The 21205-nt window shown below is 73.5% G+C and carries 24 protein-coding genes and 2 pseudogenes; 18 read left to right on the forward strand and 8 right to left on the reverse strand.

The genetic code is table 11. The features are described from left to right. Positions 1–961, reverse strand: a 961-nt coding sequence (locus BJF79_RS44850) for an aldehyde dehydrogenase family protein (protein ID WP_143220936.1), incomplete at its 3' end; no start/stop codon positions are given. Positions 962–1064: 103 nt separating this feature from the next. After that, entirely contained in the window at positions 1065–1880 is an 816-nt protein-coding gene (locus BJF79_RS44855; RefSeq protein WP_075906740.1) for a mycofactocin-coupled SDR family oxidoreductase, read from the reverse strand. A 433-nt stretch (positions 1881–2313) separates the two neighbouring features. On the opposite strand from BJF79_RS44855, the gene BJF79_RS44860 reads away from it, so the two are divergent. The 6 genes from BJF79_RS44860 (at position 2314) to BJF79_RS44885 (ending at position 8757) form a co-directional block, all read left to right on the forward strand. After that, a complete protein-coding gene (locus BJF79_RS44860; protein WP_075906741.1) occupies positions 2314–3534 on the forward strand; it encodes a CaiB/BaiF CoA transferase family protein in 1221 nt (406 codons plus the stop codon). A gap of 235 nt (positions 3535–3769) precedes the next feature. Beyond that, positions 3770–5161: an MFS transporter gene (locus BJF79_RS44865; RefSeq protein ID WP_083734713.1), complete on the forward strand. Its 1392-nt coding sequence runs from the start codon at positions 3770–3772 to the stop codon at positions 5159–5161. 44 nt (positions 5162–5205) lie between these two features. Next, positions 5206–6456 carry an amidohydrolase family protein gene (locus BJF79_RS44870; RefSeq protein WP_075906742.1) on the forward strand — a complete coding sequence of 417 codons (1251 nt, stop codon included), beginning with the start codon at positions 5206–5208 and terminating at the stop codon, positions 6454–6456. Next, positions 6453–7613 carry a thiolase family protein gene (locus tag BJF79_RS44875; RefSeq protein ID WP_143220937.1) on the forward strand — a complete coding sequence of 387 codons (1161 nt, stop codon included), beginning with the start codon at positions 6453–6455 and terminating at the stop codon, positions 7611–7613. Before BJF79_RS44870 ends, BJF79_RS44875 begins: the two co-directional genes overlap by 4 nt. Continuing rightward, positions 7610–8056 (forward strand): Zn-ribbon domain-containing OB-fold protein, encoded by a 447-nt coding sequence (locus BJF79_RS44880; RefSeq protein ID WP_083734714.1) that lies wholly within the window; start codon positions 7610–7612, stop codon positions 8054–8056. The genes BJF79_RS44875 and BJF79_RS44880 overlap by 4 nt, the downstream gene beginning before the upstream one ends. Continuing rightward, the gene (locus BJF79_RS44885; RefSeq protein ID WP_083734715.1) at positions 8053–8757 is read left to right on the forward strand and encodes a TetR/AcrR family transcriptional regulator; all 705 of its coding nucleotides are present in this window, start codon (positions 8053–8055) and stop codon (positions 8755–8757) included. Before BJF79_RS44880 ends, BJF79_RS44885 begins: the two co-directional genes overlap by 4 nt. Here the strand turns inward: BJF79_RS44885 and BJF79_RS64515 are convergent. From BJF79_RS64515 to BJF79_RS44895, 5 genes and pseudogenes are all read right to left on the reverse strand, one after another. Then, entirely contained in the window at positions 8728–8964 is a 237-nt protein-coding gene (locus BJF79_RS64515; RefSeq protein ID WP_262403501.1) for a hypothetical protein, read from the reverse strand. The two genes, BJF79_RS44885 and BJF79_RS64515, sit on opposite strands and share 30 nt — an antisense overlap. Before the next feature lie 33 nt (positions 8965–8997). Continuing rightward, a pseudogene (locus BJF79_RS44890) lies at positions 8998–9615 on the reverse strand (hypothetical protein); the annotation flags it as partial. Positions 9616–9879: 264 nt separating this feature from the next. Further along, the gene (locus tag BJF79_RS56745) at positions 9880–10038 is read right to left on the reverse strand and encodes a hypothetical protein (protein ID WP_158079497.1); all 159 of its coding nucleotides are present in this window, start codon (positions 10036–10038) and stop codon (positions 9880–9882) included. Next, positions 10031–10525: a DUF6247 family protein gene (locus tag BJF79_RS67985; protein WP_410050222.1), complete on the reverse strand. Its 495-nt coding sequence runs from the start codon at positions 10523–10525 to the stop codon at positions 10031–10033. The genes BJF79_RS56745 and BJF79_RS67985 overlap by 8 nt, the downstream gene beginning before the upstream one ends. A 22-nt stretch (positions 10526–10547) precedes the next feature. After that, positions 10548–11249 (reverse strand): FadR/GntR family transcriptional regulator, encoded by a 702-nt coding sequence (locus BJF79_RS44895; RefSeq protein ID WP_075906744.1) that lies wholly within the window; start codon positions 11247–11249, stop codon positions 10548–10550. A 183-nt stretch (positions 11250–11432) separates the two neighbouring features. Here BJF79_RS44895 and BJF79_RS44900 point away from each other — a divergent pair, with 183 nt between their 5' ends. The 12 genes and pseudogenes from BJF79_RS44900 (at position 11433) to BJF79_RS64540 (ending at position 20461) form a co-directional block, all read left to right on the forward strand. After that, positions 11433–12428 carry a substrate-binding domain-containing protein gene (locus BJF79_RS44900; RefSeq protein ID WP_075906745.1) on the forward strand — a complete coding sequence of 332 codons (996 nt, stop codon included), beginning with the start codon at positions 11433–11435 and terminating at the stop codon, positions 12426–12428. A gap of 48 nt (positions 12429–12476) precedes the next feature. Continuing rightward, positions 12477–13973 (forward strand): sugar ABC transporter ATP-binding protein, encoded by a 1497-nt coding sequence (locus tag BJF79_RS44905; protein ID WP_075906746.1) that lies wholly within the window; start codon positions 12477–12479, stop codon positions 13971–13973. A 54-nt stretch (positions 13974–14027) separates the two neighbouring features. Then, complete coding sequence (locus BJF79_RS44910; protein WP_083734718.1) at positions 14028–15047, forward strand: ABC transporter permease; 1020 nt, start codon at positions 14028–14030, stop codon at positions 15045–15047. A gap of 17 nt (positions 15048–15064) precedes the next feature. Continuing rightward, positions 15065–16129 carry a zinc-dependent alcohol dehydrogenase family protein gene (locus tag BJF79_RS44915; RefSeq protein WP_075906765.1) on the forward strand — a complete coding sequence of 355 codons (1065 nt, stop codon included), beginning with the start codon at positions 15065–15067 and terminating at the stop codon, positions 16127–16129. Next, a complete protein-coding gene (locus BJF79_RS44920) occupies positions 16126–17046 on the forward strand; it encodes a hypothetical protein (RefSeq protein WP_075906747.1) in 921 nt (306 codons plus the stop codon). The genes BJF79_RS44915 and BJF79_RS44920 overlap by 4 nt, the downstream gene beginning before the upstream one ends. Further along, positions 17046–17147 (forward strand): annotated as a pseudogene (locus BJF79_RS64520) (3-oxoacyl-ACP reductase); the annotation flags it as partial. The gene BJF79_RS44920 and the pseudogene BJF79_RS64520, both read left to right, overlap by 1 nt. A 71-nt stretch (positions 17148–17218) precedes the next feature. Further along, positions 17219–17791 (forward strand): SDR family NAD(P)-dependent oxidoreductase, encoded by a 573-nt coding sequence (locus tag BJF79_RS44925; protein WP_262403513.1) that lies wholly within the window; start codon positions 17219–17221, stop codon positions 17789–17791. Continuing rightward, positions 17788–18933 carry a galactonate dehydratase gene (dgoD, locus tag BJF79_RS44930; RefSeq protein ID WP_075906748.1) on the forward strand — a complete coding sequence of 382 codons (1146 nt, stop codon included), beginning with the start codon at positions 17788–17790 and terminating at the stop codon, positions 18931–18933. The genes BJF79_RS44925 and dgoD overlap by 4 nt, the downstream gene beginning before the upstream one ends. Next, positions 18927–19136, forward strand: coding sequence for a hypothetical protein (locus tag BJF79_RS64525; protein ID WP_262403503.1), 210 nt, complete (start codon positions 18927–18929; stop codon positions 19134–19136). The genes dgoD and BJF79_RS64525 overlap by 7 nt, the downstream gene beginning before the upstream one ends. Positions 19137–19230: 94 nt before the next feature. Next, positions 19231–19542, forward strand: a complete 312-nt coding sequence (locus BJF79_RS64530; RefSeq protein ID WP_262403504.1) for a bifunctional 4-hydroxy-2-oxoglutarate aldolase/2-dehydro-3-deoxy-phosphogluconate aldolase — start codon at positions 19231–19233, stop codon at positions 19540–19542. Beyond that, positions 19539–19958, forward strand: a complete 420-nt coding sequence (locus BJF79_RS64535; protein ID WP_262403505.1) for a PfkB family carbohydrate kinase — start codon at positions 19539–19541, stop codon at positions 19956–19958. Before BJF79_RS64530 ends, BJF79_RS64535 begins: the two co-directional genes overlap by 4 nt. Before the next feature lie 20 nt (positions 19959–19978). Continuing rightward, a complete protein-coding gene (locus BJF79_RS64540) occupies positions 19979–20461 on the forward strand; it encodes a carbohydrate kinase family protein (RefSeq protein WP_262403506.1) in 483 nt (160 codons plus the stop codon). A 25-nt stretch (positions 20462–20486) separates the two neighbouring features. Here BJF79_RS64540 and BJF79_RS64545 read toward each other — a convergent pair whose 3' ends face one another. Beyond that, positions 20487–20741: a hypothetical protein gene (locus BJF79_RS64545; protein ID WP_075906749.1), complete on the reverse strand. Its 255-nt coding sequence runs from the start codon at positions 20739–20741 to the stop codon at positions 20487–20489. Positions 20742–21205: the final 464 nt, after the last annotated feature.

Genomic DNA, 21205 nt, shown 5'->3' on the forward strand with positions numbered 1-21205 from the left:
GACGACGCGTCCGCCGTGCTCGCGCGCCGCCGCGTCGTGGCTCCGCGCAGCGGGCGACCTGGGCGGCGCTGATCAGGGGGCCGACCTCGGTGGACGGGTCGCGCGGGTCGCCCAGCCGGAGCGCGGAGACGGCGTCGGCGGCCTCGTCCAGGACCCGTTTCTTTTCGTCTTCGGGGACGAGCACGCGGGTCTGCAGCGCGCAGCCCTGGCCCGCCATCGCCCGCATGACGATCGAGATCCCGGCGGCGGCGCGGTCGGCGGCGCCGGGCAGGTAGATCGCGGCGGACTTGCCGCCGAGTTCGAGCATGACGCGCTTGTGCGTGGGCGCCGCCTGCGCCGTGATCGCCGCGCCGACGGCGGCCGATCCGGTGAACGAGACGGCGTCGACCTGCGGCATCGTCGTCAGCAGCTCGGCGCCCGCGCTGCCCGCCTCGGCCAGCGCGTTCACGACGCCGGGCGGGAGTCCGGCCTCGTGGGCGGCGTCGCCGACGGCGAGCACGGCGAGGGGCGCGAGGGGGCTGGGCCGCAGCACGACGGTGTTGCCCGCCAGCAGCGCCGGGACGACCTTCCACAGCGCGAGGAACAGCGGCACGTTGTAGGCGGGGATGGCGGCGACGACGCCGAGCGGCTCCCAGGTCAGGACGCTCGCGGCGACGCGGCCGCCGGTGACGAGCGCGTCCAGCGGCACCGGGTTGGGCTCCTCGGCGGGCATGGCCGCGTGCAGCCGGACGGCGTCGCGCGCCTGGGCGATCGCCCCGCTCACGTGCAGGGTCCGCGCGGATCCGACGAGCGCGCCGGTCTCGGCGACGACGGTGTCCTCGAGGAGTTCGCGGCGCGCTTCGAGGGCGTCCAGGAACCGCAGGACGGCGGCGGCGCGCTCGTCCGCGGGCGTCGCGGGCCAGCCGCCGCGGTCGAAGGCGCGGCGCGCGGCGTGCACGGCCCGTTCGAAGTCGGCGGGCACGGCCGTCGGGACGTCGGCGACCGCGGACAGGTCGGCGGGGTTCTCGACGCGCAGCGGCGGGCCGGAGCCGGCGCGGGCGCGTCGACGTAGGAGCTCGGTGCCATCAAAGGCTCACCCCGGCTTCGACGGGGAGCGCGACGCCCGTGACGGCGTACGCGGCGTCCGACACGAGGAACAGGATCGTGCGGCTGACGTCGACCGGCTGCAGCCGGTCGACGGGCAGCACCCGGGCGAGCGCGGCGGCGCCGCTCGCGCTCGTCATCGGCGAGTGCGGGTTGTTGATCATGAAGGTGTCGACGGCGGTCGGGTGGACCACGTTGACGCGCACGTTGTGCTGCCCGAGCAGCCGCGCGAACCCCTTGGCGAGGCCCACGACGCCGTGCTTGGCCGCGTTGTACCCGGACATGCCGCCCGAGCCGTCCGTCATGCCCTTCAGCCCGGCCGTCGATCCGGTGATCACGATGGCGCCGCCCCGGCCCTGGTCGATGAGCGGCTGCTGCACGACCTTGAGGGTGTTGAACACGCCGGTGAGCATCACGCCGACGGCGTCGTCCCAGCGCGCGGCGGCCTGTTCGAGGGTGGTCTCGGTGCGGTCGCTGTGCAGGACGCCCGCGTTGGCGAGGACGATGTCGACGCCGCCGAGCTCGGCCATGCCGCGTTCCAGCGCCTTGTTCAGCGCGTGGATGTCGCGGACGTCGGCGAGTTCGGTCACGCACCGCCGGCCGGTGGCCTCGACCAGGCGGGCGGTCTCGGCGAGGTCGTCCGGGGTCGCCATCGGGTAGGGGACGGTCGGGATGTCGGCGCCGATGTCGACGGCGATCACGTCCGCGCCGTGCTCGGCGAGCAGCACCGCGTGCGAGCGTCCCTGCCCGCGGCCGGCTCCGGTGATGAACGCGACCTTGCCGTCCAGTTGACCCATGATTCGGCGCCTCCGTGTAAGTGCCCGTACCCGATTGCTCGGGTCGCCGATGAATGTGCGAGGAATGGCCGGAAAGAACACCCGGAAGCGCTCGACGCCACCAGGGACGTCCGATCGGTCGGGCTCGCTCACCATAAGCGGAGGCGCTCGACTCGTCAAGAGAATGAGCTTCTCCATATTTTCTCCCAGCTCAGAGTGCCACCCTTGACGGCGTCCGACCCCAGGTCCGGAAGCCTTGATCACCTGTCGGCCACCTCATCGGAGAAGCACCTTCTACCTATGGACATACTCCCTTCTACTGGTTACGGTGACTTTCGTTCGCTCATGCGGCCACCCCTCAAGGAGAAACCACCATGCGGGCAGAGCCATTCAGGCACACCATTCCACCGGCCCGGATCGCGCGGATTCCCGGCCGCGCCGCGGTCCGGCCGGCATGAGCCCCGCCGGGGGCGAGGCGCCCGTCTTCGACGGCGTCCGGGTGCTGGAGGTGGCGCAGTGGACGTTCGCGCCCGCCGCGGCCGCGGTGCTCGCGGACTTCGGCGCGTCCGTCATCAAGATCGAGGACCCGGTCACCGGCGACCCGCAGCGCGGGCTCGCCTCGTCCGGGGTCGTCCCGGCGGTCAACGGGGTCAACATCGTCACCGCGCAGACCAACCGGGGCAAGCGCAGCCTGGGGCTCAACCTGCGCGATCCCCGCGGCCGCGAGCTGCTGATGGAGCTCGTCGACCGGTCGGACGTGTTCGTCACGAACTTCCGGGGACCCGCGCGCAGGCGGCTCGGCTTCGACGAGGACACGGTGCGGGCCCGCAACCCGCGCATCGTCTACGCCCGCGCCACCGGGCAGGGCCCGCGCGGCGAGGACACCGACAAGGGCGGGTACGACTTCACCTCGTACTGGATGCGCGGCGGGATCGCCTCCGCGCTGACCGCGCCGGACGCCGACCGTCCGCTGCCGCAGCCGCCCGCGTTCGGCGACAAGGCCGGGGCGATGAACCTGGCGTTCGGGATCGCCGCCGCGCTGTTCCGCCGGGAACGGACGGGCGAGGGGGCGCTCGTGGACGTCTCCCTGCTCGGCACCGCGCTCTGGCAGCATTCGAGCGCGATCCTCTACAGCTGGGGCCTCGAACGGGAGTTCCCCGTGCAGTCGGGACGCTCGGCGAACCCGATCGCCCGCGGCTACCGGACGGCGGACGGGCGCTGGATCGCGCTGATGATGATCGAGTCCGACCGCTGGTGGCCGGACCTGTGCCGCAACGTCGACCGGCCCGAGCTGATCGACGACGAGCGGTTCGCCGACGCGAAGGCGCGCACCGCGAACTACGACGCGTGCGTCGCCGAGCTGGAGGCCGTCTTCGCCGCCCGCACCCTCGCCGACTGGCGCACCCGCCTCGCGGGCTTCTCCGCGCCGTGGGAGGTGCTCCGCACGATGCAGGAGACGGCGGACGATCCGCAGGTGACCGCGAACGGGTACGCCGTCCCGGTCGACCACGACGGCACGGACGTCCGGCTGATGAGCGCGCCCGTCCAGTTCGACGAGCGCGTCCCGTCGCTGACCCGCGCCCCCGAGCACGCCGAGCACTCCGAGCAGGTGCTCCTGGAGCTCGGCTACGACTGGCCCGAAATCCTCGAACTCAAAGACGCCGAGGTGCTCTGACCCAACCGCTCCCTCCGTTGACCTGCGGCGTGTTGCCCTTATTCGGCCGCGCATAAGGGCAACACGCCGCAGATCAACGAAGAAACCCTGGCCTGACCGAACTTCACGTTCGTCCCACCCCCGTGCCCAGGAGGACCGTTGACCACCACCCCCGACCGTCCGCCGGCCGGCCCGCCGTCCCCGCCGCCCGGTCCGCCGCCGGGCCCGCCCGCCGCGGCGCTCGCACACCGGACTCGTGATCGCGCTCGTCGCGATCGAGATCTTCGCCGTGTTCGAGACCGCGATGGCGCTCGCCGCCATCCCGACGTTCATGCGGGTCTTCGAGGCCGACTCCGCGGCCGTCGGCTGGACCGGCACCGCCTACCTACTGGTCGGCGCGGTGTCGGCCGCGACCGCCGGACGGCTCGGCGACATCTTCGGCCGCCGCAACGTCCTCGTCACCGTGCTGGCGATCGCCGCCGTCGGCTCGCTGATCAGCGTGCTGGCGTCCTCGCTGTGGCTGGTGATCCTCGGCCGCGGCGTGCAGGGCATGGCCGCGGGCGCCCTGCCGCTGTCGTTCGGCCTCGTCCGCGAGCTGCTGCCCGAACGCCGCGTCCCGTTCGTGATGTCGCTGCTCGGCGGCGTCGTGCCGGTCTGCACCGGCGCGGGCTCGCTGATCGCCGGCGTCCTCATCGACCACGGCGGCTGGCGCAACATGTTCGTGGCGGCCACCGCCATGGGCGTCGCCGCGACGCTGATCGCGCTGCTCGCGCTGCCGCGCACCCCCGGCATCACCCCGCGGCCGTCGGTCGACGTGGTCGGCGCCGTGCTGCTCGCCCCGGCGGTCGGCGGCATCCTGCTCGGCGTCAGCCAGTCCGAGGACTGGGGCTGGAGCGACCCGCGGGTGATCCTCGCGATCCTGGTCGGCGTCGCGGTGCTGGCGACCTGGATCTGGTGGGAGCGGCGCGTGCCGGACCCGCTCGTCAGCATCGCGCTGTTCCGCAACCGCAAGGTGGCGCTGGCGACCGCCGCGGCGTTCATGGTGGGCGCCGGGCCGATGGGCGCGGTCTCCATCCTCGCGCACATGGTCCTGCAGCTCCCCGAGACCGCGCCCGTCGGCCTCGGCCTGTCCCCGACGGACGCCGGCTACGTCCTGTTCGTCGTCGCGATCGTCGCCTACGCGGGGGCGATCGCGAGCGGGCGGATCGCGCAGAAGATGGGCGCCCGCCCGTGCCTGGTCCTCGGCACCCTCATCTACGCCCTCGGCATCTTCCTGTGGATGTTCCTGGACCAGTCCATCGCCGGGACCATGTTCTGCCTGGCCCTCACCGGCCTCGCCAACGGCTTCGCCCTCACCGCGCTGCCGATCCTGGTCGTCGAGGCGGTGCCGGTGGAGCACACCGGCGAGGCCACCGGCGTCAACCGCGTCACCCTCAACACCGGCGTCGCCTGCGGCCTCGCCATCACCTCGGTGATCCTCGCGACCTCGACCGTCGAGGGCACCCACATGCCGACGCACGGCTCGTTCGTCACCACGGTGATCGTCTTCACCTGCCTGTCCCTCGTCGGCACCGTCCTCGCCCTGCTCATCCGCGGCGGCCGGACGACGGTCGCGGACGAACCGGAGGCGACCCCCGCGAAGGTCTGACCGTCCCGTACCGAGCGACACCACACCGAAAGGACCGACCCGCCATGGCGTCATCGACACCCGACCTGAACTGGCTGATCTCCGTCGACGACCACGTCCTCGAACCGGGCCACCTGTGGCAGCGGTGGCTGCCCGAGAAGCACCGCGAGCGCGGCCCGCGCCTGGAGATCGACAAGGACGGCAAGGGCACCTGGTACTACCTCGACTTCGAGATGCGGGCGAGCGGGCTGTCGGCGTGCATCGGCCGCGACAAGAGCAGCTACAGCCCCGAGCCGCTCGGCTACAACGAGATGCGGCCCGGCTGCTACGACCCGGTGGCCCGCGCCGAGGACATGAACGAGGCCGGGATCCTCGCGTCGATGACGTTCCCGACGTTCCCCGCCTTCTGCGGGCAGACGTTCTTCCGGGGCGCCGACAAGGAACTCGGGCTCGCCTGCATCGAGGCGTACAACAACTGGATGATCGACGAGTGGTGCGCGGCGGCGCCCGGCCGGTTCGTTCCGCTCACGCTCATCCCGCTGTGGGACCCGCAGAAGGCCGCGGCCGAGGTGCGGCGGGTCGCCGCGCGCGGCGTGCGGGCGGTCGCGTTCAGCGAGAACCCCGAGCCGCTCGGGCTGCCCACGATCAACGACCCGGACCGCTACTGGGACCCGTTCTTCCAGGCCGCCGAGGAATGCGGCGTCGTCATCTGCATGCACGTCGGCTCGTCGTCGCAGATCCCGTCCATCAACAAGGACACGTCGTTCATGGCGAACCTGTCGTGGGGCGCGGTCCGCACGTCCGGCACGATGCTCGACTGGCTGTTCAGCGGCGTGTTCGAACGGTTCCCGAACCTGAAGATCTCGCTGGCCGAAGGCAACATCGGGTGGATCCCGTACTTCCTGGAGCGGGCCGAGCAGGTCATCGACAAGCAGCGGTACTGGGTGCAGCGCGGCGTCGACTACGACCCCGGCAAGGGCAGCAAGCAGGCCCGGACGGACGACGGCGCGCAGACGATCGACTACCTGAACTTCGACATCCGGCAGTCGTTCCGCGACCACGTCTACGGCTGCTTCATCGACGACATCGCGGGGCTGCGCAACCTCGACCTGATCGGCGAGGACAACGTGATGATCGAGACCGACTACCCGCACTCGGACTCGACCTGGCCGCACTCGATCAAGCTCGCGCACGAGCGGCTCGGCGGGCTGCCCGCCGAGGTGCAGTACAAGATCCTGCGCGGGAACGCCGAGCGGCTGTTCCAGTTCACCCCGGCCGACACCGCCGCCCTCCCGGCCCCCGGCGGGGCGGCGTGACCGGCGCCGCCATCGTGGGGCTCGGCATGACCGAGCAGGGACGCCGGCTCGGGATCTCCCCCCGGGAGCTGCGGCGGCGGGCGATCGACGCCGCGCTCGCGGACGCGGGCGTCCCGCGCGAACGGGTCGACACCGTCATCTGCTTCGGCGCGCTGCCCGAGGACCTGCGCTACGCGGGACTGTCGCCGCGCTCGTCGTTCGCGCTGATGTCGGGCGGCGCGACGCCCGCCCTGTCGGTGGTCGTCGCGGCGGGACTCATCGCGAGCGGGCAGGCCGAGTACGTCCTCAGCGTCTACGGGGAGGCGTTCACCGGGGCGGCGCCCCGGCTGGAGCCGAACCACGGTGGCGGCGGCAGGTCGGACATCGGCGGGTACAGCTACGGCTACCCGTACCTGTACGGGCTGGTCGGGCCGGGCGCGGTCTACGCGCTGGCCGCCCGCCGGTACCTCGACGTCCACGGCGCGACCTCGGCGGACCTCGCCGAGGTCGCGGTCGTGGAGCGCGGCTACGGCAGCGTCCGGCCGGGCGCCGTCGGGTTCGGCGCGCCGATCACGGTCGCCGACCACCAGGCGTCCCGGACGATCGTCGACCCGCTGCGGCTGCTGGACTGCTCCCGCCCGACCGACGGCGGCGCCGCGATCGTCGTGACGTCGGCGGACCGCGCGGCGGACTGCGCGGGCGAGCCCGTCGCCGTCCTCGGCGCGGGCACCGGGCACAACATCGCGAACTGGTGGGACGGGACGATGGCCGGACGGTTCGGCGCCCTCCCGGACGCCGCCCCGCGCGCCTTCGGGCAGGCGGGGGTGACGCCCGGCGACATCGACGTCGCGCAGCTCTACGCGCCGTTCACGATCGCGACGCTCATGCAGCTCGAAGAGTACGGGTTCTGCGGGACGGGCGAGGGCCCGGCGTTCGTCCGCGACGGGCACACCGGGCCGGGCGGTTCGCTGCCCACCAACACCGGGGGCGGGCAGCACTCGGGCTTCTACGCGACCGGCTTCACCCCGCTGTCGGAGGGCATCATGCAGATTCGCGGCGACGCGCCGACGAACCAGGTTCCGGACGCCGAACTGTGCCTGGTGAGCGGCAGCGGCGGCAACGGCGGCGTGCACGGCTCGTGGGCGCACGTCTCGCTCGTCCTCGGGAAGACCCGGTGACCGGCGCGCCGGGGGGCGTCCCGCGCCCCTACCCGGGGGACGTCGCGCCGGACGCGGCGGACGCGGAGTTCTGGGCGGCCTGCCGCGACGGCCGGTACCTGATCATGCGCTGCGGAACCTGCGGGCTGGCGGTGTGGCCCGCCGGGGCGTGCCCGCGGCACGGCGCGGCGGCGATGGCCTGGACGGACGCGAGCGGCCGCGGCACGCTCGTCACCTGGACGGTCGTGCACCAGCGGTACGCGACCTCGTTCGACGGGGCGCCGCCGAACGTCGCGCTGGTGGAGCTCGACGAGGGCCCGCTCGTCCACGCGTCCGTCCTCGGCACGGACCGCCTGGAGATCGGGATGCGGCTGGAGGCGGTTTTCGAGGAGATCGGGCCGGACGTCACAGTCCCCGCATTCCGCCCGGCCCGGGACGACCCGCGCGCTAGCCTTGCCGGATGACTTTGGAGCCGGGCTGGGCGGAGCGCGTCGAGGGGAACGCGATCCCCCGGCGGCGGCCGGGCACGTTCGTCGGCCCGCGGGCGAAGCTCGTCTCGGCGGGCCACCGGCTGCTCCTCGAACGCGGCGACTCCTCGTACACGATCGAGGAGCTCGTCCGCACCGCGGGCGTGGCGATCAAGACGTTCTACCGGTGCTTCGCCAACAAGGAGGAGTTCCTCCGGACGGTCTTCACCACGATCGTCACCGACTCGACGCCGCGCATCCGCGACCACGTCATGACCAGCACCGACGACCCGCTGGAGCGGCTCCGGCTCGCGGTGTCGCGGCCGCTTGAGTGGCACCGCGAGAACGAGGCGCTCAGCCGCGTGATCGCGCACGAGCACGTGCGGATCGCCGCCACCAGCCCGGAGACGATCGCCGCGACGAGCCGCTCCTACGAGGCGCTGATGCGCGAGCTGGTCGTCGCGGGAGCCGACGCGGGCCTGCTGTTCCCCGCCGACCTCGACTGGGACGTCCACATCATCACGTCGATGGTGACGAACTCGTTCCTGACGCTGATCATCGGCATGGGCGAGCCCCCCGACCGGCGGCTCCTCGCCGACAACGTGTGGCGGTTCTGCCTGACGGCCCTGCGCGCCCCCGAGTCGGCGTTCGCCCCCGCCCCGCTCCCGTCACTTGACGGCGATCGGGTTGACGGGTGAGCCGACCGCGTACGGGACGTTCAGCGGCGACGCGGTGAACAGGCACTCGTAGACGCCGTCGGCGGCGCAGTCGGCGGCCAGGTCCTCGAAGTCGAACATCTCGCCGAGGAGCAGGCCCATGTCGCGGATCGCGAGCATGTGGAACGGGATCATCGGGCCGTCGCCGTTCGCGCCGAGCACCTCGACGGCCAGGTTGTCCGCGCACACCGCCGCGACGCCGTGGTCGCGGATCCAGCGGGCGCACTCGAAGGTGAGCCCCGGCGACCGTCCGGGCTCGACGTCGAAGCCGCGCCGCTGCCGGGGGTAGGTGCCCGTCCGCAGCAGCAGGACGTCCCCGGGCGCGGGACGACGCCCCGCGCGGCGAGCACGGCGTCGCGTTCGTCCGGCCCGACGCCCGTGCCGGGCGGGAGGTGGTCGAGGCCGCGGTGGCGCGGGACGTCCGCGAGGATCCCGCGCGACACGACGCCGGACGCGAGGTTCTGGATCGAGCAGCGCTCCGCGCCGCGCGCCGTCACGGCGTCGTCGTGGTGGTGGCCGTTGTAGAGCAGGTCGTCGTACCAGAGGTGCGCGAGGGCGTCGAAGTGCGTGGACGAGTGCGTCCCGATGATCAGCATGTCCTCGGCGGAGGCGAACCCGCCCGTGAACTCGCCGCGCGGGGTGTCGCCCCGGTAGCGCGTCATGCTGTGGATGGGGTTGAACCGCCCGCTCGTCCGCAGGTCGTGGGGGCCGTTCTCGTCGGCGGGCATCGCCAGCGAGAACGAGACGCCGCGCCGGACGGCCGTGGCGGCGGCGCTCACCCGGGCGGGCTCGATGAGGTTGAGCGTGCCGCGCTGGTCGTCGTCGCCCCAGCGTCCCCAGTTGCTCAGCTCGCGGCCGAGCGCCCGGACCCCGTCCATGTCGATGACCGGCATCTCGCCACGTCCCTCCGCCTCGCCCGACTTACGAGAATGCCATTCTTCAGCAGAGAGATCAACGGTCTCGGGTCGGGTCTCGCCGACGGCGTGCCAGGTCTCCGAAGTCGAACATCTCGCCGTGGAGCGGGCCCATGTCGCGGATCATCGGGCCGTCGCCGTCCGGACTCGACGCCGAAGTCACGCCGCGCCCCGGGAGCGGGTGCCGTCGTCAGCCCGCCCAAGTGATGTCGAAGACCCGGATGATCTCGGCCACGTCATCGACGTAGAACGAGACCAGGCCAAAGCTCCCGAAGATCACCTGGCGATACTCCGGCTCTCCCGTGTACTCGGCCATCGCGTCCCAGGGACGCTCGGCAACGTCAGCCAACGCTGATCCAGCGCGTCGAAGACGCCGGGCGAGAGGCCGCCGATCTGCGCGAGCGCGAGCGCGGTCGCGTGGAGCTCGACGCGGAAGCTCGACGAGAGCCGTCCATGCGTTCGGCCCATCCCGGAATCGCCTCGTCCGCCGGTGTGAAGTCACCGGAGCCGGTGCGAGCCTGTTCCGCGCGCTCCTTGAAGTCCGGCTGCGCGTATGCGACGGCCCGGAGATGCCACAGCCGCAGAACTTCCTGCAGTTGCCGAAAGCGCCAGATCTCATGCGCGGCATCGAGTGCGCTCCGGTACTCCCGGATGAACCGCTCTCTCTCTTCATGAGGCAGCCGACGCAGGATTTCCTCTGGATCGAGCGGGCCAGGCTCGACTGGTTCAGCCGTCACTCCGCCCCCTCGGCGCTGCTCACAGTGTCTTTCACCAAAGTCTACGGGCCCGACCGGCGCTGCAGGGCGCGTTCGAACCCGTTCGTCGCCCACGTCCATCGGCACGGCCGGAGCGAAGAGATCAACGGTCTCGGTCGAGGGTGTCGAGGTCGCGGGCGGCCTTGGCGAGCAGGTCGTGCATGGCGCGCTCGGCCTCGGCGGGGGCTTCGGCGTGGACGGCGTCCAGGACGGCGCGGTGGCTGGGGACCGGGTCGTCGTGCCGGCGGACGCCGTGCACGAGCCGGTCGCGCTCGGCGAGGCCGACCTCGATCACGACCTCCATGCGCTGCAGCAGCTCGTTGTGGGTCGCCGTCAGCAGGGCGCGGTGGAAATCCAGGTCGGCCTGGACGGCACGGGCGGTGTCGCCGTCGGCGTCGGCCATCGCGCGCAGGGCGGCGTCGAGGGCGGCGAGGTCGTCGGCGGTGCGGCGCCGCGCGGCGAGCCGGGCGGCCTGCGGCTCGATGATGCCGCGCACCTCGGCGAGGTTCTCCAGGAACGTCTCGTCGTCGCGGTTGGCGAACTGCCAGCGGATGACGTCGGGGTCGAGCAGGCTCCAGTCCGCCCGGGGGCGGACGAACGTGCCGCGCTTCTGCCGGGAGGCGACCAGCCCCTTGGCGGCCAGCACCTTCAGGGCCTCGCGCAGCGCGGTGAGGCTGAGGTCGAGCTCGTCGCCGAGGGCCGCCACGTCGATGGTGTCGCCGGGCTCCAGCTCCCCGGTCAGGATGCGGCGGGCGATCTCCTGCACCGTCTGGCCGTGCAGGCCCCGCTCCGAGTAGTGCACCACGTGCGGCGGTCCTCCCTCGTGTCGTCCGGCCCGTCGTGCCGGTCCGTCCGGCGAGCACTCTAACGCCGACCAGACTAACCATAAATTATGAATTAATATTGACAGGGTCGCCGGGGAGGCATTAGACAAGGTCAGCGGGCATCCGGGGAACGACCCGGGCAGCCGGGAACGAGGAGAACGTCCATGAACCATGCCAAGCGCCGCAGGCGGGCCGTGCTCGTGCCGGCCCTGCTCGCGGTTCTGGTGCTCGCGGCCACGGCCGCCTGCGACAGGGTGGGCGAGAACGGCCGGATCGGCGTCGTCTACCTCAACGCCGAGGGCTACTACGCCGGGGTCGAACGGGGGCTCGGCGGGGTGCTCGGGCACGGCGAAGACCGGCCGCAGCTCGTCCAGACCAACATCCAGTCCGACCCGGCCAAGGAAAGCTCGTTCGTCAACACGATGAGCTCGGCGAAGGTGGACGCGCTCGTCGTGTCGCCCGCCTCGGCCACCGCGTCGATCCCGGCGCTGCGCCTGGCGCACGAGAGCGGCGTCCCGGTGATCTGCTACAACACGTGCGTCGAGGACGCCGCCGCGCGCGAGCTCGTGGACGCGTTCGTGCTCGGCGACCCCGCCGAGTTCGGGCGGGTCAGCGGCGAGCAGATGGCCGCGCACTTCCGCGCCGCCGGGATCGCGGACCCGAAGGTCGCGGTGATCAACTGCGAGCAGTTCGAGGTCTGCATCCAGCGGCGGCAGGGATTCGAGAAGGCGCTGACGGCGGCGGTGCCGGGCGCGAAGATCGTCGCGAACCAGCAGGGCCTGACGATGGACGAGGCGGTCGAGCGCGGCGAGCAGCTGCTGACCGCGCACCCCGACATCGACGCCTTCTACGGCGAGGCCGGTTCGCAGATGCTCGGCGCGGTGCGGGCCGTCGAGTCGCGCGGCAAGGCCGGACGGGTCGCGGTGTTCGGCGGCGACATGTCCGTCGACGCCGCCGGGAAGCTGCAGGACGGGCGCGTCCTGAAGGGCGTCGCGGACATCTCCGGCATCAAGGTCGGACGGCTGGCGGGCGAGGCCGTCGAGAACGTCGTCGCGGGGAACCCGCCCGAGGACTTCGTCATCCCCGCGCCCATCGACCGCTACCTCGGCCCGCAGGACGGGGCCCGCTGGATGCAGGAGCACCCCGATGGCATCCCGTAAGCGGAGCACGAGCCGCACGCCGTCCCGTCCGAGGAAAGAAGGAGCGCAATGAGCACGCCGCTGCTGCGCGTCGCCGACGTCACCAGGCACTACCCGGGCGTCCGGGCTCTCACGGGGGCGGACCTGGAGATCGAGCCCGGGGAGGTCCGCGCGCTGCTCGGCCGCAACGGGGCCGGGAAGTCCACGCTGATCAAGGTGCTGTCGGGCGTCGAGCGCGCCGACGCGGGCACCGTCGAGATCGGCGGCGTCGCGCTCGGCGACGGGGGCGTGCGGCGCGCGGGCGACCTCGGCGTGCGGACCGTCCACCAGGAGCTGAGCCTCGTGCCGGGCATGACCGCGGCCGAGAACCTGTTCCTCGGCGCGTGGCCGATGGCGGGCCCCGGCCGCGTCGACCACGCCGCGATGCGCGCCGCCGCCCGCGAGGTGTTCGAGCGGCTCGGGCTGCGCATCTCCCCCGACGCGCGGGTCGGCGCGCTGCCGCTCGCCGAGCAGCAGCTCGTCGAGATCTGTCGCGCCGTCCGCCGCGACCCGAAGCTGCTGATCCTGGACGAGCCGACCAGCGCCCTCGCGGCCGCCGAGGTCGAGATCGTCCTGGAGGCGGTGCGGCGGATCGCCGCGGACGGCGTCGCGGTGATCTACGTCAGCCACCGGCTGGACGAGATCCGGCGGATCGCCCGCACCGCCACGATCATGCGGAACGGGGAGATCGTCGGGACGGTCGACATGGCCGAGACGTCCACCGAGGACGCCGTCGCGATGATGCTCGGCTCGGCCTACGAGGCGGCCGTGCGGCCCCCGGCGCGGGAGGTGCGGCGCGACGGCGTCCCGCTGCTGTCGGTCTCGGGGCTGCGGGTCCCGCCGAAGGTCACCGAGGTGTCGTTCGACCTGTACCCGGGCGAGATCCTGGGGCTGGCGGGGCTGATGGGGTCCGGACGCACCGAGATCCTGCGGGCGATCGCCGGGTTCGACGCGGCCGCCGCGGGGACCGTCCGGGTCGAGGGCCGCGACGTCCCGCGCGTCACGGCGGCGGGCATGAAGCGGCGCGGCGTCGGGCTGACGCCCGAGGACCGCAAGGGCGAGGCGATCGTCCCGCTGCTGGGCGTCGGCGAGAACATGGTGATGTCGGACTTCCGCGCGGTCAGCAGCGGCACGTCCGTCGTGCCCGCCAAGGTCGACCGGGCCGCGCGCGGGCTGATCGAGCGGCTGTCGATCCGGACGGCGTCCGGCCGCGCCCCCATCGCCACCCTCAGCGGCGGCAACCAGCAGAAGGCCGTGATCGGCCGGTGGCTGCACGCGGGCAGCCGGATCCTGCTGCTGGACGAGCCGACGCGCGGCGTCGACGTCGAGGCCAAGGAGGGCATCTACCGGCTGGTCCGGGAGCTGGCCGACCAGGGCGCCGCCGTGCTGTTCGTGTCCGGCGAGCTGGAGGAGCTGCCGCTGGTGTGCGACCGCGTGATCGCGCTGCGCGGCGGGACGATCGCCGCCGAGTTCACCGGCGAAGACGTGACCGTCGACGCCGTCCTGTCCGCCGCGATGGCGGCGTAGCCGCCCAATGAACGGGGCCGCCCGAGACGGCCGCCGGAGAATCGAGGAGAGACCATGACCACCATGCGGACCGCCCCGCCCGGCGGGGCGAGCACCGGCGGTGCGGCGCGCCTGTTCCAGGGCCGGGCGCACCAGCTCAACGAGATCGGGCTGCTGGTCGCCATCGTCGTCCTGTACGTGGCGCTGACGAGTTCGGCGGCGGGGTTCCTGACGCTGGACAACCAGCTCGGCATCCTGCGGGACGCCGCGTCCGTCGGGATCGCCGCGTGGGGCGTCACGCTCGTGATCATCGCCGGGGAGATCGACATCAGCATCGGCCCGGCGACGGCGTTCGCGTCGGTGCTGGTCGCCAAGGGCGCCACCGAATGGGGCCTGAACCCGGTTCTGGCGATCCTGGCGACGCTGGCGCTCGGCGCGGTCTGGGGCGCGCTCGCGGGCTGGCTGCGCGCCGCGTTCGACGTGCCGTCGTTCATCACGACGCTCGGCCTGTGGAGCGTCCTCGGCGGCCTCGGCCTGTACCTGACGGACGCGCTGCCGGTGACGCTGCCCGACAGCGGCCTGTTCGACGTGCTCGGCGGCGACGTCCTCGGGGTCCCGACCGCGGCGATCGTCATGCTCGTCCTGTTCGCCGTGTTCGCCTACATCGCGAAGTTCACCGCGTACGGACGGTCGATCTACACGATCGGCGGCAACGCGGCGGCCGCACGGCTCGCGGGCATCAACCTGACCCGCGTCCGGGTGCTGCTGTTCGCCACGACCGGGCTGCTGTCGGCGATCGCGGGCGTGCTGCTCGCCGCCCGGCTCGGCTCCGGCAGCGGCGGCGCGGCGTCCGGGCTGGAGTTCGACGTGATCGCGGCCGTGGTGATCGGCGGGACGGCGCTGGCCGGCGGCCGCGGCGGGATGCTCGGCACGCTGCTCGGCGTCGTGTTCATCACCGTCATCGGCAACGGCCTCGTGCTGCTCGGCGTCGACTCCTTCCTGCAGAACGTGGTGCGCGGCGTGATCATCGTCGGCGCCGTACTGATCAACGTGCTCGTCGCGCGGCGCGGCCGGGCGAACGCGGCGACCTCCTGAGAACGGCGGTGACGATCATGGAATCTATGATGAAGGGCGTCTTCCTGCCCGGCGACTCGACGGCCGTGCTGCGCGAGTACCCGGTGCCCGAACCGGGGCCCGGGCAGGTGCTGGTGGAGGTCGGCGCGTCCGGCATCTGCGGCAGCGACATCGGCTTCATCTACCGCGAGTACAAGGGCTACCGGGGCGTCGACGGCCCCGCCTACCGCGGCGTGGTCGCGGGGCACGAACCGTCCGGACGGATCGTCGGGACGGGGCCCGGCGTGCGGCGTTTCGGCGTCGGCGACCGCGTCATCGTGTACCACATCGTGGGCTGCGGGCTCTGCGACAACTGCCGCCGCGGCCACTACATCAGCTGCGGCAACGGGCGCGAGTCGTACGGGTGGCAGCGCGACGGCGGGCACGCCCCGTACCTGCTCGCCGAGGAGCGGACGTGCGTGCCGCTCCCGGACGAGCTGTCGTACGTGGACGGCGCGCTGATCGCCTGCGGGTTCGGCACCGCCTACGAGGGCCTGCGCCGCGCCGGGGTGAGCGGCGACGCCGACCTGCTGGTCGTCGGGCTCGGCCCGGTCGGGCTCGCCGCCGGGATGATCGGCCGCGGGATGGGCGCGCGCAAGGTCATCGGCGTCGAACCGTCCGGGGCGCGCCGCGACTGGGCCGGGACGCTCGGCGTGTTCGACGCGACGCTCCCGGCCGACGACCGCGCGGCCGAAGCCGTCGCCGACCTGACCGGACGCGGCGGCGCGGCCGTCACGATCGACTGCTCCGGCACCCGTCCGGGCCGCTCCCTCGCGCTGGAGGCGGCGGCCGAGTGGGGGCACGTGTCCCTCGTCGGCGAGGGCGGCGACCTGGTCACCGAGGTGTCGGACACGCTCCTGCACAAGCAGCTCACGATCCACGCGTCCTGGGTGACGTCGCTGCCCGCGATGAGCGAGCTGGCGCGCAACCTGGTCGGCTGGGGGCTGCGCCCGGAGAAGGTCGTCAGCGACACGTTCGGCTTCTCCCGCGCGGACGAGGCGTACGCGCTCGCCGCCGGGAACAGCGACGGCAAGGTCGTGCTCGTACCGGACGCCGCCGCATGACGGACGTTGTGACCGATTCGTCCGGGCCTTACGACGTGGTCTGGCTCGACAACGGGGTGCTGCGGCTGGGGATCGTCCCGGCGCTCGGCGGTCGTCTGCTGAGCCTCGTCCACGACGGGGACGAGCTGCTGTGGCGCGACCCGAATCTGCTCGACGACCGGTTGCACCCCGTCCGCGGGCACCGGCCGGAACGCACGTCCGGGCCGATGGCGAACTGGCGCAACTACGGCGGCGACAAGACGTGGCCCGCGCCGCAGGGGTGGTCGTCGGACGCCGAGTGGGCGGGCCCGCCGGACCCGGTGCTCGACTCGGGGCCGTACCGCGCGGACGTCCGGGACGGGCGCGTGACGCTGACCAGCGAGCACGACCCGCGGACGGGGCTGCGGCTGCGCCGCGAGATCGAGCCGGACGGCGCGGCGTACGCGCTGCGGCTGACGGCGGTCAACGAGACGGCGGAGCCGGTGCGGTGGGCGCTGTGGAACGTCGCCCAGTATCCGGGCGGCGGAACCGTCCGGGTGGACGTCGGGCCGGAGTCGGGCGACCCGGTCGGGCTCGCGGTCGGGACGGCCGCACCGGCGTGGACGCGTCCCGAGCCCGGCACGATCGAGGTGCCCGCACAGGACGTCGTGGGCAAGCTCGGCTTCCCCGGGGCCACCGGGCGGCTGACGTACACGCGGGCGGGGCACCGGCTGACGATGGACTTCGGCGTCCGCGACGGGGCCGTGTACCCCGACGGCGGTTCGCGCGCCGAGGTGTGGATGGAGCACCCGCTGCCCCGGCCGCTGGACCATCTCGGCGGGTTGAACCCGCCGGACCGGATCGTCGAATGCGAGGCGCTCGGCCCGTGGGAGCCGATCGCGCCCGGAGACTCGACGTCGCTCGCCGTCCGGGTGGGCGTGGAACGAACGGAGGCGTGATGACGGCGTCCACGGGGGAACGGCCGGTCGCGGTCGTCACGGGCGCGGCGAACGGGATCGGCGCGGCGACCGCGCGGCGGCTGGCCGCCGACGGGTACGCGGTCGCACTGCTCGACATAGCACCGGAGGTCGAGGCCGTCGCGGCGGAACTGCCGGGCGCGCTCGGCGTGCGCTGCGCGTCGGCGACGCGGACGCCTGGGACCGCGCGGTCCGCGCCTGCCGCGCGGCGCTCGGCCCGGTCGACGTGCTGGTGTCCAACGCCGTCCGCTACGAGCCGGGCGCGGCGGACGAGATCGCGGTCGAGTCGTGGCGGCGGCAGCTCGACGTCACCCTCACCGGGACGTTCCTCGGGGTGCGGGCCACGCTGGACGACCTGCGCCGCAGCCCGCGCGCGTCGATCGTCGTCGTGTCGTCGGTGCACGCCTCGTTCGGGCTGGCCGCCCGCCCCGCGTACGCGGCGGCGAAGGCGGGGCTGACCGGGCTGACCCGGCAGCTCGCCGTGGAGTACGGCCCGGACGTGCGGGTCAACGCCGTCCTGCCCGGGCCGGTGCTGACCGCGCAGTGGGACGGCATCGGCGCGGACGAGCGGGAGCGCAGCGCCGCCGAGACCGTCGCGGGCCGCCTCGGCCGTCCGGCGGAGGTCGCGGCCGCGATCGCGTTCCTCGCCGGGCCGGACGCCTCGTTCGTCACCGGCGCGTCGCTGTTCGTCGACGGCGGCTGGAGCATCACCAAGGGATCCGCGTGAAGATCATCGGAGTCGAGACGTTCCTGGTGCCGCCGCGGTGGCTGTTCTGCCGGGTCGAGACGGACGACGGGCTCGTCGGATGGGGCGAGCCGGTCGTCGAGGGGCGGGCCGAGACGACCCGGGCGGCGGTCGAGGAGGTGTCGGAGCTGCTGCTCGGCGAGGACCCGCGCCGCGTCGAGGACCTGTGGCAGACCATGACGAAGGCCGCGTTCTACCGGGGCGGCCCGGTGCTGTCGAGCGCGGTCGCGGGCCTCGACCAGGCGCTCTGGGACATCCTCGGCAAGTCGCTGGGCGTGCCGGTGCACCAGCTGCTCGGCGGCGCGGTCCGCGACCGGGTGCGGGTGTACGGGTGGGTCGGCGGGGACGAGCCGGGCGAGGTCGGCGAGGCGGCCGCGGCGCAGGTCGACGCGGGGCTGACCGCCGTGAAGATCAACGCGTCCGGACGGGTCGGCGCGGCGCCGACGTCCCGCGAGATCGACGCGATCGTGCGGCGGGTCGCGACGGTGCGGGAGGCGGTCGGGGACGGCAACGACTTCGCCGTCGACTTCCACGGGCGGATCGGCGTCGCGGCGGCGCGGCGCCTCGTCCCGCTGCTGGAGCCGTACCGTCCGCTGTTCGTCGAGGAGCCGGTGCTGCCGGAGTTCACGCACCGGCTCGCCGACGTGGTCGCGGCGACGGTGACGCCCGTCGCGTGCGGCGAGCGGCTGTTCTCCCGCACCGACTTCCTGCCCGCGCTGCAGGCGGGGATCGCCGTGGCGCAGCCGGACCTGTCGCACGCGGGCGGCATCTCGGAGGTGCGGCGGATCGCGTCGCTGGCGGAGACGTTCGGGGCGCTGCTCGCCCCGCACTGCCCGCTCGGCCCGCTGTCGCTGGCCGCGAGCCTCCAGGTGGCGTTCGCGACGCCGAACTTCCTCATCCAGGAGCAGAGCATCGGCATCCACTACAACGAGGGCGCCGAGGTGCTCGACTACGTGGCCGACCGGGCGCCGCTGGCGTTCCCGCACGGCTCGATCGAGCGGTGGGACGCGCCCGGGCTGGGCATCGAGATCGACGAGAGCGCGGTGCGCGCCGCCGACCGGGTCGGGCACCGCTGGCGGCCGCCGGTGTGGCGGCACCCCGACGGAGGACACGCGGAATGGTGAACGACATCACGGCCGAACTGCGGCGGCACCGGCTCGTCGCGATCGTGCGCGGGCGGGACCGCGCGGCGTCCGTCCGGACGGCGCTGGCCCTCGCCGACGAGGGGATCTCGCTGATCGAGGTCTCGCTGAGCGGCGCGGACGCGCTGCGGGTCATCGAGGAGGTCGCGGGCGCGGCGTCCGGGTCAGCGCCGGGACGGTGCTGAGCGCCGACGACGCGCGGCGGGCGCGGGACGCGGGCGCCGGGTACGCGGTGACGCCGACGCTCGGCGCGGGCGTGGACGAGCGCGGCGGCTCGGCATGCCGGTCCTCGCCGGGGCGCTCACCCCGACCGAGGTCGCGGCCGCCGCCGCGTCCGGGGTGGACGCGGTGAAGCTGTTCCCGGCGAGCGCGCACGGGCCCGGCTACCTGAAGGCGCTGCGCGACCCGTTCCCGGACGTCCCGTTCGTCCCGGTCGGGGGCGTCGGACGGGACGAGGCGGTCGAGTACCTCGCGCTGGGCGCGGTCGCGGTCGGGGTCGGTTCGCCGCTGTGCGGGGACGCGCCCCACGGCGGCGACCTCGACGCGCTGCGGGCGCGCGCCCGCGCGTTCGTCGCGGCGGTGCGGCCGTGACGGACGTCCTGACGGTCGGCGAGACGATGATGGCGCTGCGTTCCACGGGCCCGATCCGGCTCGGTTCGGGGTTCACGACGAGCATCGCGGGCGCGGAGAGCAACGTCGCGATCGGCCTCGCCCGCCTCGGGCACGCCGCCGCGTGGGCCGGACGGGTCGGCGCGGACGAACCGGGACGCCTCGTCACCCGTACCCTGCGGGCCGAGGGCGTCGACGTGTCGGGAGTCCGCCGCGACGGCTCCGCCCCGACCGGCGTGATCATGTTCGAGCAGCGGCTGCCGACGTCACGCGCGTCCAGTACCTGCGGGAGGGGTCCGCCGGGTCGCGGCTGTGCCCGGACGACGTCGCCGCGCTCGACGCCGCGCTCGACGCCGCACCGCGGATCGTCCACGTCACCGGCATCACCCCCGCGCTGAGCGCGTCGTGCCGCGCCGCCGTGACCGCGCTGGTCGACCTCGCCCGCGCGCGGGCGCCCGGGTCAGCCTCGACGTCAACCACCGGGAGCGGCTCTGGACGCGCGAGGCCGCCGGGCACGCTCGCGCCGCTCGCCGCGCGCGCCGACCACGTCGACGCGTCCCCCGACGAGCTTCCGCTGGTCGGGGAGCCCGGGCGGCTGCTGGCGGACGGGGCGCGGGAGGTCGTCGTCAAGGACGGCGGCGAGGCCCGCTCGTTCACCGCGGCGGGGGTCCGGACGGTGCCCGCGCGGCGCGTCCGTCCGGTCGACTCGGTCGGCGCCGGGGACGGGTTCGTCGCCGGTTACCTGTCGGGGCTGCTCGACGGCCTCGACGTCGAGGGGCGCCTCGTGCGGGCGCACACGGTCGGCGCGTTCGCCGTACAGAGCCACGGCGACTGGGAGGGCCTTCCCCGCCGCGACGAGCTCGACCTGATCGGCCTTCCCGACGGCACCGCCCTGCGCTGACGGCCCGCCGGCGGCCGGGCCGCGGTCAGGACTTGGGGAGGGCGGCGGCGAAGTTGATCGCGGTGTGCAGGTAGCTGCGCAGGGTGTCGGGGTCGTCGAAGTCCATGTCGCTGCGGATCAGGACCGTGGAGAGGGTGACGCGGAACAGCACGTCGGTGAGGACGGGGACGTCCACCGGCGGGATGCTCCCGTTGTCGATCTGCTCGCGGACGATCGGCTCCGCCATCTCGTTGATGGCGCGGATCGGCTCGGCGGCCTGCAGGGTGAAGACGGGCAGCACGAGTTCGGGGACGTCGCGGAGGGCGGCGCTGAGCAGGGTGTGGCCGCGGGCGTACCCGACGATGAAGATCAGCAGGTCGGCGATGCCGTCGACCGACCAGGTGAGGGCGCGCAGGCGGGGCGCGAGCGCGTCGAGGAAGGCGGCCAGCTCGCGTTCGAGCAGGGCGTGCTTGATGTCGTCGATCGTGCCGCCGTACTTGTAGAGGGTCGGGCGGGAGAGCCCGGCGCGCGATGGCCGACAGGAGGCGCCCGGAGGCGAAGCCGCCTTCGACGAGGCACGCGGCGGCGGCGTCGAGGATCTTGGCCCGGATCTGCTCGGGTGACAGGGACAAGCGCCTGGTCGCGCTCTTCGTCTGGGTCACCTTGGCCTTCCTTCCGGGGTCGCAAAAGTATCCCACATCACGTTGCCCGAGCGGGTTCCGGGTATTGACCCTCCGTCCAGCCGCTGCTTACAGTCACCCCTGT

The sequence above is a fragment of the Actinomadura sp. CNU-125 genome, assembly GCF_001942465.1.
Classification (GTDB): domain Bacteria; phylum Actinomycetota; class Actinomycetes; order Streptosporangiales; family Streptosporangiaceae; genus Spirillospora.

Excerpts from the sequence above, each read along its gene's own strand:
- BJF79_RS44855 (WP_075906740.1), bottom strand. The coding sequence starts at position 1,880 with ATGGGTCAACTGGACGGCAAGGTCGCGTTCATCACCGGAGCCGGCCGC.
- BJF79_RS44860 (WP_075906741.1), top strand. The coding sequence starts at position 2,314 with ATGAGCCCCGCCGGGGGCGAGGCGCCCGTCTTCGACGGCGTCCGGGTG.
- BJF79_RS44870 (WP_075906742.1), top strand. The coding sequence starts at position 5,206 with ATGGCGTCATCGACACCCGACCTGAACTGGCTGATCTCCGTCGACGAC.
- BJF79_RS44885 (WP_083734715.1), top strand. The coding sequence starts at position 8,053 with ATGACTTTGGAGCCGGGCTGGGCGGAGCGCGTCGAGGGGAACGCGATC.
- BJF79_RS67985 (WP_410050222.1), bottom strand. The coding sequence starts at position 10,525 with ATGGACGTGGGCGACGAACGGGTTCGAACGCGCCCTGCAGCGCCGGTC.
- BJF79_RS44900 (WP_075906745.1), top strand. The coding sequence starts at position 11,433 with ATGAACCATGCCAAGCGCCGCAGGCGGGCCGTGCTCGTGCCGGCCCTG.
- BJF79_RS44905 (WP_075906746.1), top strand. The coding sequence starts at position 12,477 with ATGAGCACGCCGCTGCTGCGCGTCGCCGACGTCACCAGGCACTACCCG.
- BJF79_RS44910 (WP_083734718.1), top strand. The coding sequence starts at position 14,028 with ATGACCACCATGCGGACCGCCCCGCCCGGCGGGGCGAGCACCGGCGGT.
- BJF79_RS44915 (WP_075906765.1), top strand. The coding sequence starts at position 15,065 with ATGGAATCTATGATGAAGGGCGTCTTCCTGCCCGGCGACTCGACGGCC.
- BJF79_RS44920 (WP_075906747.1), top strand. The coding sequence starts at position 16,126 with ATGACGGACGTTGTGACCGATTCGTCCGGGCCTTACGACGTGGTCTGG.
- BJF79_RS64525 (WP_262403503.1), top strand. The coding sequence starts at position 18,927 with ATGGTGAACGACATCACGGCCGAACTGCGGCGGCACCGGCTCGTCGCG.
- BJF79_RS64530 (WP_262403504.1), top strand. The coding sequence starts at position 19,231 with ATGCCGGTCCTCGCCGGGGCGCTCACCCCGACCGAGGTCGCGGCCGCC.